We start from the raw sequence: 17,402 nt of genomic DNA on the forward strand, positions 1-17,402 counted from the left end.
GACGCCGGCCGCGCCGGTCTCCTCCTACGCTCCGGCCGCTCCGGTGTCCCCGATTTCCCCGGTCTCCACGCCGGCTCCGGTCACACCGCACGTCGACACGACGCCGGCCTCCACGCCGTCCACCGGCTCGCTGGCCGCGCTGGCCCACATGGCCGAGGTCTCGCAGGAGCTTCCCGCCATCGACGTGCCGTCGTTCACGCCGAAGATGCCGAGCCTCGACATCCCGTCCGTGACGACCACCTCCGAGTCGCTGCCGACGTTCACGCCGTCCGCCACGCCGGCGACGCCGTCCGCCACGGCCCCCGCGACGCCCGCCCCGGCGTCGACCAACCCGTTCTCGCTGCTGTCCACCGACAACAACGATCTGGAAATCCCCGACCTGTCGTTCCCGACCTTCGGCAACGACGAGAAGAAGCAGCAGTGATCCACAGCAGCACCGTCGTCATCCTGGGCTCCACCGGTTCCATCGGCACGCAGGGCCTGGACGTCATCTCCCGTCATCCCGAACGGTTCACCGTCGTCGGCCTCGCCGCCGGCGGCGCGCACATCGACCTGCTCGCGCGGCAGGCCGCCGAATTCCACGTGCCGCAGGTCGCCGTCTTCGACAAGACGAAGGCCGCCGCGCTGCGCGAGGCGCTCGACCAGGCCGGCGCGAAGCACACGCAGGTGCAGGCCGGGCCGGACGCGGTCATCGCGATGGCCGGCTCCGGCGCGAACGTCGTGCTCAACGGCATCACCGGCTCGATCGGCCTTGAACCGTCGATCGCCGCGCTGAAGGCCGGCTCGCAGCTCGCCCTCGCCAACAAGGAGTCCGTCGTCGCCGGCGGCCACCTGCTGTTCGGCGCGCAGACGCGCGAGGAGCAGATCAACCCGGTCGACTCCGAACATTCCGCTATCTGGCAGTCGCTGCGCTCCGGCACGCACGCCGAGGTGGCGCGTCTCGTCGTCACCGCGTCCGGCGGCCCGTTCCGCGGCATGACACGCGACCAGATGACCGGCATCACGCCCGAGCAGGCATTGCACCATCCGACGTGGAACATGGGGCCGGTCGTCACCATCAACTCGTCCACGCTGATGAACAAGGGACTCGAGGTCATCGAGGCGTCCCGGCTGTTCGACATCCCGCCCGAACGCGTCGCCGTGACCGTCCACCCGCAGTCCATCGTCCATTCGATGGTCGAATTCGTCGACGGTGCGACCATCTGCCAGGCGTCCCCGCCGGACATGCGCCTGCCGATCGCGCTCGGCCTGTCCGCGCCGGCGCGCATGCCGAACGTGGCCGCCGCGTGCGACTGGACGAAGGCCGCCTCGTGGACGTTCGAGCCGCTCGACGACGAGGCGTTCCCCGCCGTCTCGCTCGCACGCCACTGCCTCGACGCCTCCGAGAAGCACACGGCCGTGCTCAACGCCGCCAACGAGCAGGCCGTGCACGCGTTCCTCGACCATCGCCTGCCCTACCTCGGCATCGTCGACACGGTGAAGGCCGTGCTCGACTCGATGGACGCCGAGATGCGCGGCGACCCGCTGTTCCGGGACGTGGAGGAAATGGAACAGCTCGAACGCGAGGCCCGCGCCAAGGCCGACGAGCTGATAGACAGGCAGTAGTCCTTGCAGGGCTCCCGCCGGCGGGAGCTGCCGGCGTTCGCCGACTGAGGGTGGTCCTATCCGTGATGCGGACCACCCTCGGTCTCGCTTGCGCGAGCCAGCTCCCGCCGGCGGGAGCACCGATGTACGAACTCCGGAGGAACCAGTCCATTGAATACGGATAATCCCGTCAACAAGCCGTTCCGCAAAACCGGCGACCCGGTCGAGCTGACCAGCGAATCGCCGCTCCACCCGCGCCGCAAGTCCCGCCGCATCATGGTCGGCCCGGTGCCGGTCGGCGGCGGCGCGCCCATCTCCGTGCAGTCGATGACCAACACGCTCACCGCGGACGTGCCCGCCACGCTCCAGCAGATCGCCGAACTCACCGCCGCCGGCTGCGACATCGTGCGCGTCGCCGTGCCCAGCCAGGACGACGCGGACGCGTTGCCCGAGATCTGCCGCAAGTCGCCGATCCCGGTCATCGCCGACATCCACTTCCAGTCGAAGTACGTGTTCCAGGCGATCGACGCCGGCTGCGCGGCCGTGCGCGTCAACCCGGGCAACATTCGCAAGTTCGACCAGGTCGGCCCCGACATCTGCAAGGCCGCGACCGACGCGGGCATCAGTCTGCGCATCGGCGTGAACGCCGGCTCGCTCGACAAGGAGCTGTACGCCAAGTACGGCGGGCCGACCCCCGAGGCCCTCGTCGCCTCCGCGCTCAAGGAGGCCCACATGTTCGAGGACGTCGGCTTCCACGACTTCAAGATCTCCGTCAAGCACCACGACGTGATCACGATGGTCCAGACCTACCGCCTGCTCGCCTCGAAGGGCGACTGGCCGCTGCACCTCGGCGTCACCGAGGCCGGCCCGCAATGGCAGGGCACCATCAAGTCGTGCCTCGCGTTCGGCGCCCTGCTCGCCGAAGGCATCGGCGACACGATCCGCGTGTCCCTCTCCGCCCCGCCCGTCGAGGAGGTGAAGGTCGGCTGCAAGCTGCTCGAATACATGGGCCTGCGCCCGCGCAAGTTCGACATCATCTCCTGCCCGAGCTGCGGCCGCGCCCAGGTGGACGTCATCCAGCTCGCCTCCGCCGTGACCGACGGCCTCAAGAACGTGACCGCGCCGATCCGCGTGGCCGTCATGGGCTGCATCGTCAACGGTCCGGGCGAGGCGCGCGAGGCCGACCTCGGCGTCGCCTCCGGCAACGGCAAGGGCCAGATCTTCATCAAGGGCAAGGTCATCAAGACCGTGCCCGAGGACCAGATCGTCGAGACCCTGCTCGAGATCGCCAACGACATGGCCGCGAAGATGGAGGCCGCGGGCCAGGTGCCCGACGGCTCCACCGGCCCCGTCGTCGTCCCCATCCAGCATCCCGGCCACTGAACCGGACCGGGGGAGCGGCGTGACGCGCGAACGGCGGGCATCGGAAGGCGACGCGACACGGGACATGCCGTGGTCGCGCTGGCGCAGGCTGTCCGTCAGCCTGCCGATCTTCATCATCCTGATCGGACTGCTCGTCTCCGTATCGAACCTCACCACCGTGCCGTGGGACAACGAACCCACCGGACGCACCGTCGCCACGCTCGACGACGACACGTCCGTCACGTTCGACGGCGCGTCGGACGCGAGCGCCTCCGGCGCCGCGACGACCGCCGCCGAAGGCGCGTACGACGTGAAGGAGACCGCGGTCTCCATCACCGTGCGCCGCGACGGCACGCAGGTCGGCGGCGCACGCCGGGTGAAGGTCGACGCCGCCGCGGACACCACGTGGCGCGTGCACGGCGACGGCGCCGACGAGACGCAGGACGTGACCGTGCTCATCCGCGAACCCGCCGGCGCGGGCGGCTCGCGCCCCGGCGTCGTGTTCATGCACGGTGCCGGCTTCGGCACCGCCTACAACTCGTTCGGCGACATGGCCACGTCGCTCGCCTCGGCCGGCTTCGTCACCGCCGTCATCGACAAGCCCGTCTGGTCCACCACCGACATCACACGCGACTACCGGGCCTCCGCGCGCGTCTACGACGCCGCGATCGGCCTGCTGCGCGCCCGCGGCGACGTGGACGCGGCCAAGGTCGGCATCTACGCGACCAGCGAATCCACGTGGATCTCGCAATACCTGCTCGCCGACGACCCGGACGTCGCGTTCCAGATCCTCCTGTCGCCGATGGTGTTCACGCCGCGCCGCTCGCTCGGCTTCTTCGTCTCCCAGGACTTCGCGCTCGTCGGCGCGAACGACGGCTACCAGTCGATCGTGCGCCGCGTGTTCAACGCCGACACCGCGCTGTTCGGCCTTCGCAACTTCGACCTCGACCTGCCCGAATCGACCGCGTACGCCATACCGACGCTCATCGCCTACGGGTCGAAGGACGTGATGACCGCGCAGGTCGACGGCGTCACGCACATGCTCGCCCTCGCGCACAAGGCCGGCAACAAGGACGTGACCGTGCGCAGCTACCCGGTCGCCAACCACGTGCTGCGGCTCGGCGACGAATCCGAGACCGGCACCAAATTCGCCGACGCCTACGTGGACGACGTGATCGCCTGGGCGTCCGGCACGGCCGCGGGACTGACCCAGACGTCGGAACGCGTCGCCGGCGACACGATCTACCAGTCGATCGCCGTGCCCGACGACCTCACGCCCCGGCGCTCGCTCACCATCTACGGCACCGTGCTGCACGCGGGCATGCTCGTACTGCTGCTGGCCACGCTCGTCGCCTGGCTCGTCGCGCTGGGCCGGCGCATCGCGTTCCGGCTGCGGCGGCGCAACCGGGGCGTGCGCTACCCGGGGCTCGGATTCCGGCACGGATTCGGCAACGCGCTCGTCACGCTCACCGTCACCACGATGGCGACGCTCCTCCTGTTCGCCGCCGGTCTCGGCCAGGTGGTCATGGCCGTGGTCAAACTCGCCTGGGGCGCCGCGCCCGCCGAGGAGCCGGGCATGATCTGGTGGAGCTGGCCCGTCATCGAGATCGTGTGCACGCTCGTCGTCTGGGCATGGTCGCGCGTGTTCGCCCGGCTCATCGAAGTCGCCTCCCGGCGCGGCGTGCTGCATTGGCCGCCCCGGCGCGACGCCATCCACGGCATCGTGACCGGACGCGAACCGGTGCTCGCCGACACGCGCTTCGGACGCGTCCTGTTCTGGCTCACCGCCGCCGCCATGCTCCACGTCCTCTTCTTCTTCGCCTTCTGGGGCCTCTTCGTCTACTGACTGTTTTCTCTGTTTTTCTCTGCTCCCCCTTGAGGGGGAGCTGTCGGCGAAGCCGACTGAGGGGGTGTCCCGTGCCGGCCACACGTTGCCGGCCACACATTGCGCCATAATGGGGAACCATGCCGCTGTATCGAGACGAAGGGGTGGTGCTGCGCACCGCGAAACTCGGCGAGGCCGACCGGATCATCACCCTGCTCACCCGCGGGCACGGGAAGATCCGCGCCGTCGCCAAAGGCGTGCGCCGCGTCAAATCACGCTTCGGCGCCCGCCTCGAACCGTTCATGCGCGCCGACCTGCTCATCGCCCAAGGTCGCTCGCTCGACGTCGTCTCCCAAGCCGAATCCGTCGCCGCCTACGCCGAACCGATTTGCGCCGACTACGACGCGTACACGGCCGCCAACGTGATCGTCGAGACCGCCGACAAGATCGTCGGCGCTGAGGAGGAGCGCGTCGCCGGCCAATACCGGCTGCTCATCGGCGCTCTGAACGCGCTCGCCAAGCACGCGCACGCCTGCGACCAGATCAGCGCCTCCTACGTGATGCGCGCGCTCGCGCTCGCCGGCTGGTCGCCGCGCCTGCACGCGTGCGTCGTCTGCGGCCAGCGACGTTTCACGGAGTGTTCCACGGGTGGGGGCGTGGGGGATTCCGGTGATGTCGGGAATAGGGTCTCCGTTGCGGAAACCCAGTCGCCGCAACGTTTCACGGATGGTTTCACGGGCGATTTCACGGGCGGTTCGCAGTCGGGCGGCCTGTATCTGTCCGTCCCCGCCGGCGGCCTCATGTGCGCGAAGGACCATACGCCCGAGGCGAAACGCATCACGCCGCTCGCGCTCGCCCAGCTCGAGGCGCTGGCCGACGGCGACTGGGCGGAGCTCGACGGCCGCGAGCTCGCCCCCGAGACCGCGCGCCTCGTGGAGGATTGGGCCGAGTACTATCTGGAACGCCCGCTACGTTCCATGCGGCTGCTAGATTGACAACCATGGCTTTCGAAAACGTGGACTACACGTCGCTGAACATTCCGGCGGCCCCCTTCTCCGACCCCTCCCGCATCCCCGACTTCCCCAAGGGCAAGGTGCCCCGCCACGTGGGCGTCATCATGGACGGCAACGGGCGCTGGGCCAAGGAGCGCGGCATGATCCGCACCAACGGCCACCAGGCCGCCGAACCGGTCGTGTTCGACACGATCGCCGGCGCGATCGAGGCCGGCGTGCGCTACCTGTCGCTGTACACGTTCTCCACCGAGAACTGGAAGCGCAGCCCGCAGGAGGTGCGCTTCCTCATGGGCTTCTCGCGCGAGATCATCCACCGCCGCGTCGCGCAGATGGACGAGTGGGGCGTGCGCGTGCGCTGGTCCGGCCGCCGCCCGAAGCTGTGGAAGTCCGTCATCGACGAGCTCGAGGTCGCGCAGGAGCGCACCAAGAACAACAAGGTCATCGACGTGGTCTTCTGCATCAACTACGGCGGTCGCGCCGAGATCGCCGACGCCTGCGCCGCCATCGCGAAGGACGTGCGCGACGGAAAGATCAGCGGCGACCGCGTCACCGAGAAGATGATCGCCGACCACCTCTACCTGCCCGACGTGCCCGACTGCGATCTGGTGATCCGCACGTCCGGCGAGCAGCGCACCTCGAACTTCCTGCCCTGGCAGGCCGCCTACGCCGAGCTCGACTTCGTGCCCGAACTGTTCCCCGACTGCGGCCGCGAGGTCCTGTGGCGCTCCATCGACCACTACATCCACCGCGACAGGCGGTTCGGCGGCGTGAAGAAGTGAGATGGATGCACTTCGAATGCGTTTCTTAGGTACATCGCGCGCTTCCTAGGTGGGTGTCCGTGGACGATGGGGGTCGGAATCGGTTGATTCCGACCCCCATTGCCGTGAGGGAGGTACCTAGGAAACGTCAGATGTACCTAAGAAACGGCCGGTCGGCGCATACCATGGCGAGACGGTCGGTGAACCCGCCGACGAACCGGCTCGCGTCCACGCCGAGGGCGACGTGGACGCGCGGGGCGTCCGGCGTGACGAGCCCCACGGGGTCGCCGGTGGTGCGGCCGCGCACGCCGGTGAAGTCGCCGGTCGCCGTCTCGGCGCGCAGGGCGACGTCGAACGTGGAGACCAGCGTCGGGTCGAGCGCCGTCGCCGCGGCCAGCGGGTCGTGCAGCGGCATGCCGCCCGCGAAGATCGCGGGGTCGGCCTTGAGATTCGCCGCGATGGAGAAGCCGGCGATCCGCGCGAGGAAGCGGCCGCGCTCGGTGCCGGTGGCGCGCCACCGTTCGGCGGCCGATCGCGGCAGCAGGCACTGGTGGGTCACGTCGAGTCCGACCATCGTGACGTCCGCGCCGGAACGGAACACGCGGTCCGCGGCCTCCGGGTCCTGGATGATGTTCGTCTCGGCGACCGCGTCCCAGCAGTTGCCCGGCTGGGTGAGCGTGCCGCCCATCATCACGAGGCGGAGCTTGCCGGCGATGTCCGGCGCGCGCCGGATCGCCGCGTCCACGTCGGTGAGCGGTCCGGTGGCGAGCACCGTCACCCCGCGCCCGTACTGACGCACCACGTCGATGAGGAAGTCGATGCCAGCCTGTTCCCGGCCCCCGCTGCCGTGGCCCGCCGGCGGCAGTTCCGCCGGAGGAAGTGGGCCGCCTGTATCTTGGCCCCCGCTGGATGGGGCAGTCCGGTGGAGTGTCCCATAGCAGTGCGCATCGCGCACGTCGCACACAGCATCGGGGGCTGTCGGCGGCAGCTCTTCCGGGGGGAACGGGCCGCCTTTATCTTGGCCCCCGCTGGCGGGGGCTGTCGGCGAAGCCGACTGGGGGTGGTCACGGACGGCATCCCATCCCTCCGACGGATTCGCATGCGGATCATCGACCCGGTATCCGCCGACCGACACGATCGCGCTCTCCGGCACGGGCCGATCGCTCCGGTCGGCCATCGTCGCCCCGGCGCCGCCATCGACATACCCGCCCAGCCCGTCCGGCCCGTGGAACTGCGCGCAGCCCGCGTCCGGGATGAACACGTCGGCCCACGAGGGGCGCGTGGACGAGCGGAACACGGGGATGTCCGGCCTGCCGAACAGGTCGAGCACGAGTCGCGTGTTCCGTTCGGCCGTGGCCGCGTCCACGTTCCCGTAGCCGGCGAGCACGCCGACGAGCTCGCATTCGTCCGGCGAGGCGAGCAGGTACGCGAGCGCCATCGCGTCGTCGACGCCTGTGTCGACGCATGCGACGATACGCGTATGCATCCTGCCCGCCGTGTGACCGATGCCCATATGATCGCCTCCCATGATGACCGTGCCGCCCAGTCTACCGAACGAAAAGCCCCCTCTGACGAGGGGGCTGTCGGCGGAGCCGACTGGGGGAGAGAACGCCGCGTGTAGCCGTGGGCGACTACCCCTCAGTCCCGCTTCGCTGGCCGGCTCCCCTGACAAGGGGAGCCGGCCAGGTTACTTGCCGAGGAACTCGTTGGTGGCGAAGTCCTTCGTGTTGGGCGCCTCGTGGATCACCTTGTCGTGGCTGTCCGTGTAGGCGTCCTCCTGGGCGAGGAAGTCGAAGTACTTCTGCGGTTCGACGAAGTCGTTGGTGCCGAGCACGAACGAGCCGTCCTTGATCTTGGCCGGGTCGCCCCAGTACTGGCCGTCGACGATGGTCTGCATGCTCTTGCGCACGAACTTCTTCTCGAGGTTCGCCTCCGGAGCCTCCTTGACGAGGATGTCCGCCGCGTCGTCCGGGTGGGAGTACGCGTACTCGTAGCCGCGCTGCGTGGCCTGCGTGAACTTCTTCACGAGGTCGGGGTTCTCCTTGATGGTCTTGTCGCTGGTGATCACGCCGATCGCGTCCGCGTTGCCGGGCACGCCGTAGTCGGGCTCGGTGAAGCAGTTGAGCTTCGGACCGTACATGTCGGCCTGCACGCCCTCCCAGGTGGCGTAGAAGCCGCCGAAGTCGGCCTTGCCGGATTCGAGCGTCTTGAACGTGGAGGTGCCGACGGTCACCTTGTCGAACTCGCCCTTGCCGCCGTCGGTCTGGATCATGCGGCGCACCACCGCGTCGGACTCGTTGGAGCCGAACGTGGCGAACGTCTTGCCGTCCAGGTCCTTCGGGGACTTGATGGCGGTGTTCGAGGCGAGCGCGCACCAGATGGCGCTCGGCTTCTGCTGGACCTGCAGCACCTGCTTCAGGTGCGCGCCCTTGAGGTTGTACATGCCCACGTTGGTGAGGTTGGACAGCGCGAAGTCGGCGTTGCCGTTGTTCACGGCCTGCTCGGCGCCGGCCTGCGCGACGGCCACGATGTCCACGTCGAGGCCCTGGTCCTTGAACCATCCCTTGTTCTTCGCCACGTAGACGCCGATGTGGTTCGTGTCGGGCGCCCAGGACAGCATGAACGTGACCTTCTTGAGGCCGTTCGCGGAGGAGGAGTCGTTGCTCTGGCCGCACGCGGCGACGCCGATCGTCATGGCGATGGCGCCCACGAGGGCGATGGCCTTGGCCACAAGGCTGTGCTTCATGATGAATCCCTAGTTCGTTGTCTCTCGACCGTTCTCTGGGTGTCGCTCCGGGCGGACGATCGGCAGAGAACGGCGTGGAGGGCCTGACAGTCCGCCCGACCGGCGCCCCGGCACACCCTCCCATGTGAAGCGAAGAGGAGAGGGAAGCCGTTTGCCACACGCCGGACAAGCGTTTGCCATTATAGAGGGGAGGGGATACGGCGCCGGTCATCGTTGTTTTCATCGATCGGCTTCGCATGGAAGACCGGATCGGTCACGCCCGATGGATCGAAAGGGTCGCGGTGATGGTGGCTATGAACTTCTCATAGGTCAATGTCGGGCTGGGCTCCGTAACCGTTCCCGCATCCGGATCGGCATACACCAGCCATACCGCCTGGTACAGGTTCGATGCTCTCAGCCGTTCGCACATGATTCGGAATCTGTCCAGATATGAGGCGTTCTCGAAGACGGGGTCCGTGGCGAACAACGTTTGCTGTGTGGTTCTTCCGGCCTCTCGGCTTTGCCCGCAGCTCCTGACGATCATGACATAGCCGAGCGCCGGCGGCATGGCGTCGATGCCATAGAGATGTTCGGAGAATGCCGCATGAGCATCGGTCGCGCTTCCCAGAGCCTCCTCGGCCCTGTTGTTCGCATTGTTGCCGAACGAACTGGTGATGGATTTCAGTTCGATTGCCGCCACCAGGTCGTCCTCGCCGTTGAGGGCGACTATGTCCCAGTTCTTCGAGCGGCGGTACCAGCCGGGTAGACGTAGTTGGTACGCCTTGCCGTCGAAAATGTCATCCGGTGAGAACCCTCCGGCAATGAGGTCCTCGCGAATCAGATCGGCGAGCGGATCGAGATGCCGTCCTGATGTGGCCTCGGCCCTGCGGCCACGATCGGCATCTCCGGAGGTGCGCTGTCGTCGGGCGGCCTCCTCAAGCATGCGGTACATCTGCAGAACGGCCTCTTTGACGTCGTTTCTCATGCCATTGCCTCCTTATATGCTTGGCGGGCCGAAATGGTGGCGAGCTCTCTATCTCCACTGTGGAACGCCTGTGCCAAGGCTTCGCGCGTCCGGCGCGTGATGTCACCATATCTGGGAATGTGAAGCAATCGCAGGTACTGAGCTTGGAAGCGAAGCGTCCTCCCTCGCATCTTCACACCGAGACAGTCGATGAACGTCTTCGTCTGATCGCTCATCAGCAATCCTCCGAGCACCGGCAGATCCCACACGTCGCTGGCGATCCAGTAGCAGTTGTGATGCGGGTATTTCCCACGGCTGAGAATGGGGTCGGGCGCGGCGGCCATGTCGGGCATGAGCAGCAGGTCACGGTGCATGAGGGAGGGGTCGAGTTTGTCGATCGTCCTGTACCATGCCGAGGTATGCCGTTTGGCTACATGTCGATTGGCGAGTCTGGCGCGGTTGTCGTTGAAGTACGCCTCCATGATCGGATAATCGTCGAGATCCACCAAAGAGCCGTCCGGATTCCATGGATTGACCAGCCAGCGTTGCTTGTCGATATGACGCCGATGGTCTCGCATGTAGAACAGAGGCAGCATCCGGTCCTTCTCCACGAGATCGGGATTGTCTGTTACGAAGACTGCGTCGCAGCCCGTGGCCACTCCGATGCCGAGATTCACGCCCGTCGACTCCAGTTTGGGCAGTCGCTCCTGGGCCTGCATCACGAATCGCATATCGTCGGGGGAGCCCAGTGGGAACATATCCGATGGGTAGAGTGGCTTCCGGGCGACCGCCGCGGAGAACCGCGATGCGGAGACATCCGATGGAGCGCTTAGCCATGTGAGTATCGATTGCGCGTCCGAATCGGTGAAATTCTCCGTGCAATCTATGTATTTCAATGATTCGGCCGGCGTGGATTTCGTAATGAGGGTGATCGCCGGATAGGCGTCCACCTCTTCGGCGAACGCGTCTACGCCGTGCATGCGGACCAATGTGTCGAGATTTGCCTCGATGGCGACCTTCTCCCGCAGACGGGTGCCATATTGGTTCTGCAGCCATCGGTCGGAGCAGATGAAGCACAGTTTGCCGCCCGGTTTGAGCGCATCGATGCCGTGGTCGAAGAACCCGACGTAGATGTCGGTGCCGGCGGTCATCGAATCGTTGGCCGCCATGTAACGGTTACGCGTGGCGGAGTCCATATCAGTGGCGCGGATATAGGGAGGATTGCCGACGACCCAATCCGCCTTGGGGATCCGGGTGAGTAGGAAGTCCGCATCGTTGATCCATCGATCAACGAGAGACAGCGCGATGTCGTGAGGACACCCCGAGCTTCGCAGTATGCGAATCGAGGCGTCGCGGCAGCGGGCCGTGGCCTGTGCATCGATGTCGTATGCGCGTATGGCGCCGGACAGGCGCTTCCATTCGTCGTCCGTTTCAGGTCGGGAATCCGCGACGAGTCGCGTGATGATCTCATGCAGAAACGCGCCGTCTCCGCAACTCGGTTCCACGATCAGCCGTCGCGACAATGACGTGCCGGCGCTCACGACGTATCCGGCCATGTCAAGCATGAGACTGGCCACCCATGGTTTCGTGTATACGACTCCGGCTGTTTCCTGATTCATCGGTTCCAGTGTATACGGCGACGAGCCGGATGATTTGGTGACGGTCGTGTCATCGCTCGGCGCCGCCGTCTCACTGGTCGGCGTCGGGGTCGGCGTCGTCGCCGACGGGGCCGAGCAGCAGGCGTTCGCTCAGGTTCACGGCGATGAGCAGCAGGCAGGTCATCGCGATGATCGTGAACGTGGCGGAGAAGATGAGCGGCGTGCGGAACGAGTTGTACGCGGCCTGCAGCCAGATGCCGAGGCCCTTGCGCGCGCCCAGGTATTCGGCGGTGGAGGCGGTGGCGAAGATGTACGCGGCGGTCACGCGCACGCCGCCGTAGATCTGGCGGGCGGCGACGCGGAGCTTCACATGCCACAGGGTCCACCAGCGGGTCGCGCCGCAGGTCAGGGCCACGTCCGAATAGAATTCGGGCACCGCTTCGAGCCCGCGCACGGTCTGCACGGCCACGGGGAACAGGCCGAACACGGCGGTGATGACGATCTTGCCGTAGGTCTCGAAGCCGAACCAGATGAGGAACAGCGGGGCGATGGAGATGAGCGGCATGGTCTGCGCGGCGGCGAGCAGCGGGTAGAACGCGGCGTTGAACACGCGCGAGCAGTACAGTCCGATGCCGATGACGACGCCCAGCAGCACGGCGAACAGGAATCCGACGACGCCCTCGTACGTGGTCACTGCGGAGGCGGGTCCCAGCGTCGGCCACACCTCGATCGTCGCCTGGACGATTTCGCTCGGTGCGGGGATCATCGTGGACGGCACGTGGCCGATCCGCACCCACGCCTCCCATGCCGCGAACAGCACGATGACGGCGATGACGGTGGGGATGCGGCGCGTGACGGCCGCGGCGACGCGCGCCCACGCGGACGGTTCGGACGATGTCGCGGATACCGCGGACGATTCCGATGATGATGCGATCGTGGACGTGGCTGTGTGCGTCGTGTCGGTCATGGATGTCACCTTGCTCCCTTCTCGCGGCCGGGACGTGGAGCAGTAAGGTGAGGAGCCTGCGCGTCGGACGGCCTGTGGTACCGCAACAGAAGTATAGAGGCGGCGGGGACGGACGAACGCCTCCGTGGTAGAATTACGGGAACGGAGAATGTTTGCGCAAACATCTTGCATGGGCGTCTCCGCGCGTCGGGTGAAGGAGCCGACGCGAACGCCGGAGTCGGCGTGACCGCATGACGGGGGCTCGTGGACGAGCCGCCGCGGCATCGATGACGACGGCGGAATCGCACAGTAAGGAGCACAATGAAGGCATTGGGAAGATCGCTCGCGGCATTGGCCGCCGCGGCGACGCTCACGACGGGAGGCGCGTTCGCCGCCGTCGGCACGGCGGAGGCCGCCGATGGCAACGCCACCATCGTCACCGTCACCCCGAACCCGTGGTACGCCAACGAGTTCGACGGCTGGGGCACGTCGCTCGCCTGGTTCGCCAACGCGACCGGCGGCCTCGGCGAGGAATCGTCCATCACCACCAACCTCGGCGACGAGGCGTCCAAGCGGCAGGCCGTCGCATACGGCAAGCGGCTGCGCGAACAGTTCTACCAGTCCATCTTCGGCTCGGACGGACTCGACCTCAACATGGTGCGCTACAACGTGGGCGGCGGCAACGCCTCCGACGTGGCGTACGGCTACCCGTTCATGCGCCAGGGCGCCGCCGTGCCCGGCACGTGGAAGGACGACGCCGACGGCTCGGCCGGCGTGTACGGCGACGGCGTCACCACCAAGCAGGCCGACAAGGACAAGCTCGCCGCCGCGTTCGACCCGACCGATGACGACCAGTACGATTTCGGCAAATCCGCCGCCCAGGACTGGTGGATCACGCGCGGCGTGGAAGGCACGAACGGCAAGGCCGACATCACCGACGTCGAGGCGTTCGCCAACTCCGCCCCGTGGTTCCTCACCGAGAACGGGTACGCGACCGGCGGCTACAACGCGAGCGCCAACAACCTCAAGGACCCGGAGAAGTTCGCCCAGTACATGGCCAGGAACGTCGAGCATCTCGAAAGCCTCGGCGTGAACGTCGACACCGTCGAGCCGTTCAACGAGTCCGAGACCAGCTACTGGAGCACCCCGGGCACGACCGCCTCCGACTACGACGGCAAGGGCGACTCCGACGAGGACCTCATCAGGAACTACTGGAGCACGTACTACTCCGACAAGGACAAGACCATCACGCCGTACTCCAACGCGCTGAAGAAGCCGCAGGAGGGCATGCACGTGGGCAACTCCCAGCAGCAGGCCACCATCAAGGCCCTGTCCAAGGTGCTCGCAGGCAACGAGGGCACCGTCATCTCCGCCACCGACGCGACCAACGCCTCCGACTTCGTCAAGTCGTACGACGCCTACCCGCAGGAGGTCAGGGACCTCGTCGGCCAGTACAACGTGCACGCCTACTCCACCGGCAGCCAGATGCTCGCCCGCGACATCGCGCAGGCCGACGGCAAGAAGCTCTCGATGAGCGAGGTGGACGGCTCCTGGCAGTCCGGCTCGTACAACCCGTACGGCTTCGACAACGCGCTCGGCATGATGGGCTACATCAGCTCCAACGTGAACCGCCTGCAATCCAAGGACTTCACGTTCTGGCAGGTCGTCGAGGACCAGTACAACATGCAGATGGGTTCGAACGTCAACCCGGCCGGCGAGAACACCAACTGGGGCACCGTGCTCATCGACTTCGACTGCACCGTGGCCGGCAAGGACGGCAAGCTCTACTCGGAGCGCCGCGTCAACAACAACGGCGGCACGACCGACGGCCTCGCCCCGTGCACCGTCATCGCGAACGCGAAGTACAACGGCGTCAAGGCCATCACCCGCTTCATCCACGCCGGCGACAAGGTCATCGCCAACAACGACGCCGACAACACGATGACCGCCACCTCCGCCGACGGCGCGACCCAGACGATCGTGCACCGCAACTCCGGCACCGGCGCCCAGACGTTCGTCATCGACCTGTCCGAGTACGGCCGGATCGCCGACGACGCGTCCGGCGACCTCTACCTGACGACCGAAACCGCCCAGTCCGACAAGGACAAGGGCGTCGACTCTGCCACCCCCGAGGTGTTCGCCAAGACCAGCAACGTCAGGCAGGCCGCGGGCTCCATCGTCATCGACAAGGCCGCCAAGACCGCCACCGTGACGGTCCCCGCCCGCTCGATCGCCTCCATCCAGTTGAAGGGCGTCACCGGACACGCCGACGCCGCCGTCGCCGCCGCGACCGACCGCACATACCAGCTCGTCGGCAGGCAGTCCGGCAAGGCCGTCGCCGAGGTCGCGAGCGGCGATTCCGCGCTCTCCCTCGCCGACGTGGCCACCACCGCCGCCGACGCGAAGAAGCAGACCTGGACGTTCACCCAGATCGACCAGTCCGGCACCGAACGCCCCGACCTCAAGGCGTACGTGATCGCCGACGCCGACGGCAAGGTGCTCGTCTCCAAGAACGGCACCAACGACCTGTCCGATGAATCCGTCGAACAGGCGAAGTCCGACCCGGCCGCCAAATGGATCCTCAACACGTCCGACGGATCCGGCTACCAGCTGCTCAACGCCGCCGCCAAACAGAACCTCGACGTGGACGGCTCGGGCACCGCCGCCGGCACGAAGGTCGGCCTGTGGACCTCGCCGACCGGCACGTCGCCCTCCGCGAACCAGACGTGGACGCTGCGCGACGTCACCCCGACCGGCACCAAGGCCGTGGACGTGCAGACCGCCGTGAACGCGGCCGCCGCACTGCCGAAGACCGTCACCCTCTACTACACGTGGGGCGAGGGCAAGGCCGACATCACCGCCGCCGGCTGGGACGTCTCCAAGGTGGACATCACCAAGGAAGGCGCCTATGAGGCGACCGCCGTCGCCAAGGACGTCTACGGCAACGAGTTCCCGGTCGCCGCGACCGTGACCGTCGGCGCGTTCACCGCGACCGATCCGGCGTCCGTCACCGTCGCCGCCGGCTCCACCGCCGCCGACGTCAAGGCCGCCGCGCCCGCCACCGTCGACGCGCATGTGCGCGCCTCCGGAGCGTTCGCGCGCGACGTGACGTGGGACTGGTCCACGCTCGCCGACGACAAGCTCGCCGCGACCGGCACCGTGACCGTCAAGGGCACGGTCGACGACGGCAGTGGCACCGGCACGACCATCCCCGCCACGCTCACCGTGTACGTGACCAAGGGCGAGACCGTCAACGGCGAGAACCTCGCCAAGACGTTCTGCGCCAACGCCGCCGCCTCCTATACGGAAGGCGCGAACGTCGTCGGCAACACCTGCGACGGCGCGACCGACGGCAAGGCATGGTCGAACTGGAAGAGCGAGGACTCCGACACGGACAAGGACCCGTGGGTGAGCTACACGTTCGACAAGGCGCGCACGCTCCACTCGCTCGACTTCGTCTCGTTCGGCGAAGCCACGCCGAAGTCGTTCGCCGTGCAGGTCCTCGACGCGGACGGCACGACCTGGAAAGACTCCGGCGTCACCGCCGAGACCGGCCTGCGCATCAACCGGGGCGACGTGACCACCGTCGCGCTCGACAAGCTGCCCGCCACCAAGGGAGTGCGCCTGAAGCTCACCTACGCGGACAACGCGAACTACTACGCGAAGATCTCCGAAGTGCGCATCCACGAGGCGAAGCGGGTCGCGGCCCCCTCCGACGACGCGACGCTCGGCGACCTGCGCCTCGACGGCGCGACCATCGACGGCTTCGACCCGGCCAAGACCGACTACACGGTCGACCTGCCGATCGACGCCGAAGCCAACCCGGTCCTGCAGGCCTACGCCAAGGACAACGCGGCCACCGTCAAGGTGACCGGCGACGCGGTCAAGGAGGGCGCGCTCGGCGGCAAGGCCGAAATCGCCGTGACCTCCGCCGACGGCGCGAATACGGCCACCTACACGGTCACGTTCGACGCGGCCACGCTCGCCTCGCTCGACGTGACGGCCCCCGCGAAGACCGAGTACACGGTCGGTGACACGCTCGACCTCGCCGGCCTCAAGGTCGCCGCCGTCTACCAGCGCGACGGCAAGACCGAGCGCAAGCCGCTCGCCGACGACGAGTACACGGTCTCCGGCTTCGACTCCACGACCGCCGGCACCCGGACCGTCACCGTGTCCTACCGCGGCGTGTCCGCCACGTTCACGGTGACTGTCAAGGCCGCGCCCGTCACGCCCGGCCCCGAGCAGCAGCCCGCGCCGGGCGCCGGCGCGGCCGGCGGCAACGGCCAGACGACGGCCAAGCCGAACATGAACAAGGGACTGTCCGCGACCGGCTCCTCGGTGGCCGGCGTGGTCGGCGTCGTCGCGCTGCTCGCCGCGGTGGCCGGCGTGCTGGTCATCACCCGCAGGCGCCGCGGCTGATCGGCGCGACACCATCATCACGATGAAGGCCGTCGCCACCGGCGGAACGGGGACGACGTCTCATGTCCGTTTCGTCTCGCTGGAGGCTTGCCAGACGAGACGGGACGTCGGCCTGCTGCCCGTATCGTTTCGCGTGGGCCCGTAGGTGAAACAACACGGACGGATGGTGCCTGCAGTGTTTCACGAAAAGCCCCTCCGGCGAGACGAA

11 protein-coding genes and 1 pseudogene are annotated in these 17,402 nt (G+C 67.4%); 7 read left to right on the forward strand and 5 right to left on the reverse strand.

All coding sequences use genetic code 11. The features are described 5' to 3' along the window. The 6 genes and pseudogenes from Uis4E_RS11840 to Uis4E_RS04415 form a co-directional block, all read left to right on the forward strand. Positions 1-424: pseudogene (locus tag Uis4E_RS11840) on the forward strand (hypothetical protein); the annotation flags it as partial. Then, the gene (gene dxr / locus Uis4E_RS04395; RefSeq protein ID WP_101622116.1) at positions 424-1,605 is read left to right on the forward strand and encodes a 1-deoxy-D-xylulose-5-phosphate reductoisomerase; all 1,182 of its coding nucleotides are present in this window, start codon (positions 424-426) and stop codon (positions 1,603-1,605) included. The pseudogene Uis4E_RS11840 and the gene dxr, both read left to right, overlap by 1 nt. A gap of 150 nt (positions 1,606-1,755) precedes the next feature. Then, positions 1,756-2,967, forward strand: a complete 1,212-nt coding sequence (gene ispG, locus Uis4E_RS04400; RefSeq protein ID WP_101622022.1) for a flavodoxin-dependent (E)-4-hydroxy-3-methylbut-2-enyl-diphosphate synthase — start codon at positions 1,756-1,758, stop codon at positions 2,965-2,967. Positions 2,968-3,031: 64 nt separating this feature from the next. Continuing rightward, positions 3,032-4,792, forward strand: coding sequence for an alpha/beta hydrolase family protein (locus Uis4E_RS04405; protein ID WP_101622023.1), 1,761 nt, complete (start codon positions 3,032-3,034; stop codon positions 4,790-4,792). Positions 4,793-4,911: 119 nt separating this feature from the next. Continuing rightward, positions 4,912-5,766: a DNA repair protein RecO gene (gene recO, locus Uis4E_RS04410; protein WP_101622024.1), complete on the forward strand. Its 855-nt coding sequence runs from the start codon at positions 4,912-4,914 to the stop codon at positions 5,764-5,766. Between the two features lie 5 nt (positions 5,767-5,771). Then, positions 5,772-6,563 carry an isoprenyl transferase gene (locus Uis4E_RS04415; protein ID WP_101622025.1) on the forward strand — a complete coding sequence of 264 codons (792 nt, stop codon included), beginning with the start codon at positions 5,772-5,774 and terminating at the stop codon, positions 6,561-6,563. A 127-nt stretch (positions 6,564-6,690) separates the two neighbouring features. Here the strand turns inward: Uis4E_RS04415 and Uis4E_RS04420 are convergent, their stop codons facing one another. From Uis4E_RS04420 to Uis4E_RS04440, 5 genes are all read right to left on the reverse strand, one after another. Next, positions 6,691-8,028, reverse strand: a complete 1,338-nt coding sequence (locus Uis4E_RS04420; protein WP_101622117.1) for a nucleoside hydrolase — start codon at positions 8,026-8,028, stop codon at positions 6,691-6,693. A gap of 201 nt (positions 8,029-8,229) precedes the next feature. Then, positions 8,230-9,288 carry an ABC transporter substrate-binding protein gene (locus Uis4E_RS04425; protein WP_101622026.1) on the reverse strand — a complete coding sequence of 353 codons (1,059 nt, stop codon included), beginning with the start codon at positions 9,286-9,288 and terminating at the stop codon, positions 8,230-8,232. 253 nt (positions 9,289-9,541) lie between these two features. Then, entirely contained in the window at positions 9,542-10,252 is a 711-nt protein-coding gene (locus Uis4E_RS04430) for a PaeR7I family type II restriction endonuclease (RefSeq protein WP_101622027.1), read from the reverse strand. After that, positions 10,249-11,850, reverse strand: coding sequence for an Eco57I restriction-modification methylase domain-containing protein (locus Uis4E_RS04435; RefSeq protein WP_101622028.1), 1,602 nt, complete (start codon positions 11,848-11,850; stop codon positions 10,249-10,251). The genes Uis4E_RS04430 and Uis4E_RS04435 overlap by 4 nt, the downstream gene beginning before the upstream one ends. Before the next feature lie 70 nt (positions 11,851-11,920). Further along, the gene (locus Uis4E_RS04440; protein WP_101622029.1) at positions 11,921-12,796 is read right to left on the reverse strand and encodes an ABC transporter permease; all 876 of its coding nucleotides are present in this window, start codon (positions 12,794-12,796) and stop codon (positions 11,921-11,923) included. A 300-nt stretch (positions 12,797-13,096) separates the two neighbouring features. Here Uis4E_RS04440 and Uis4E_RS12310 point away from each other — a divergent pair, with 300 nt between their 5' ends. Then, positions 13,097-17,194, forward strand: a complete 4,098-nt coding sequence (locus Uis4E_RS12310) for a bacterial Ig-like domain-containing protein (RefSeq protein ID WP_101622030.1) — start codon at positions 13,097-13,099, stop codon at positions 17,192-17,194. Positions 17,195-17,402 lie beyond the last annotated feature (208 nt).

It is taken from the genome of Bifidobacterium parmae, from assembly GCF_002860365.1.
In the GTDB taxonomy this organism is placed as follows: domain Bacteria; phylum Actinomycetota; class Actinomycetes; order Actinomycetales; family Bifidobacteriaceae; genus Bifidobacterium; species Bifidobacterium parmae.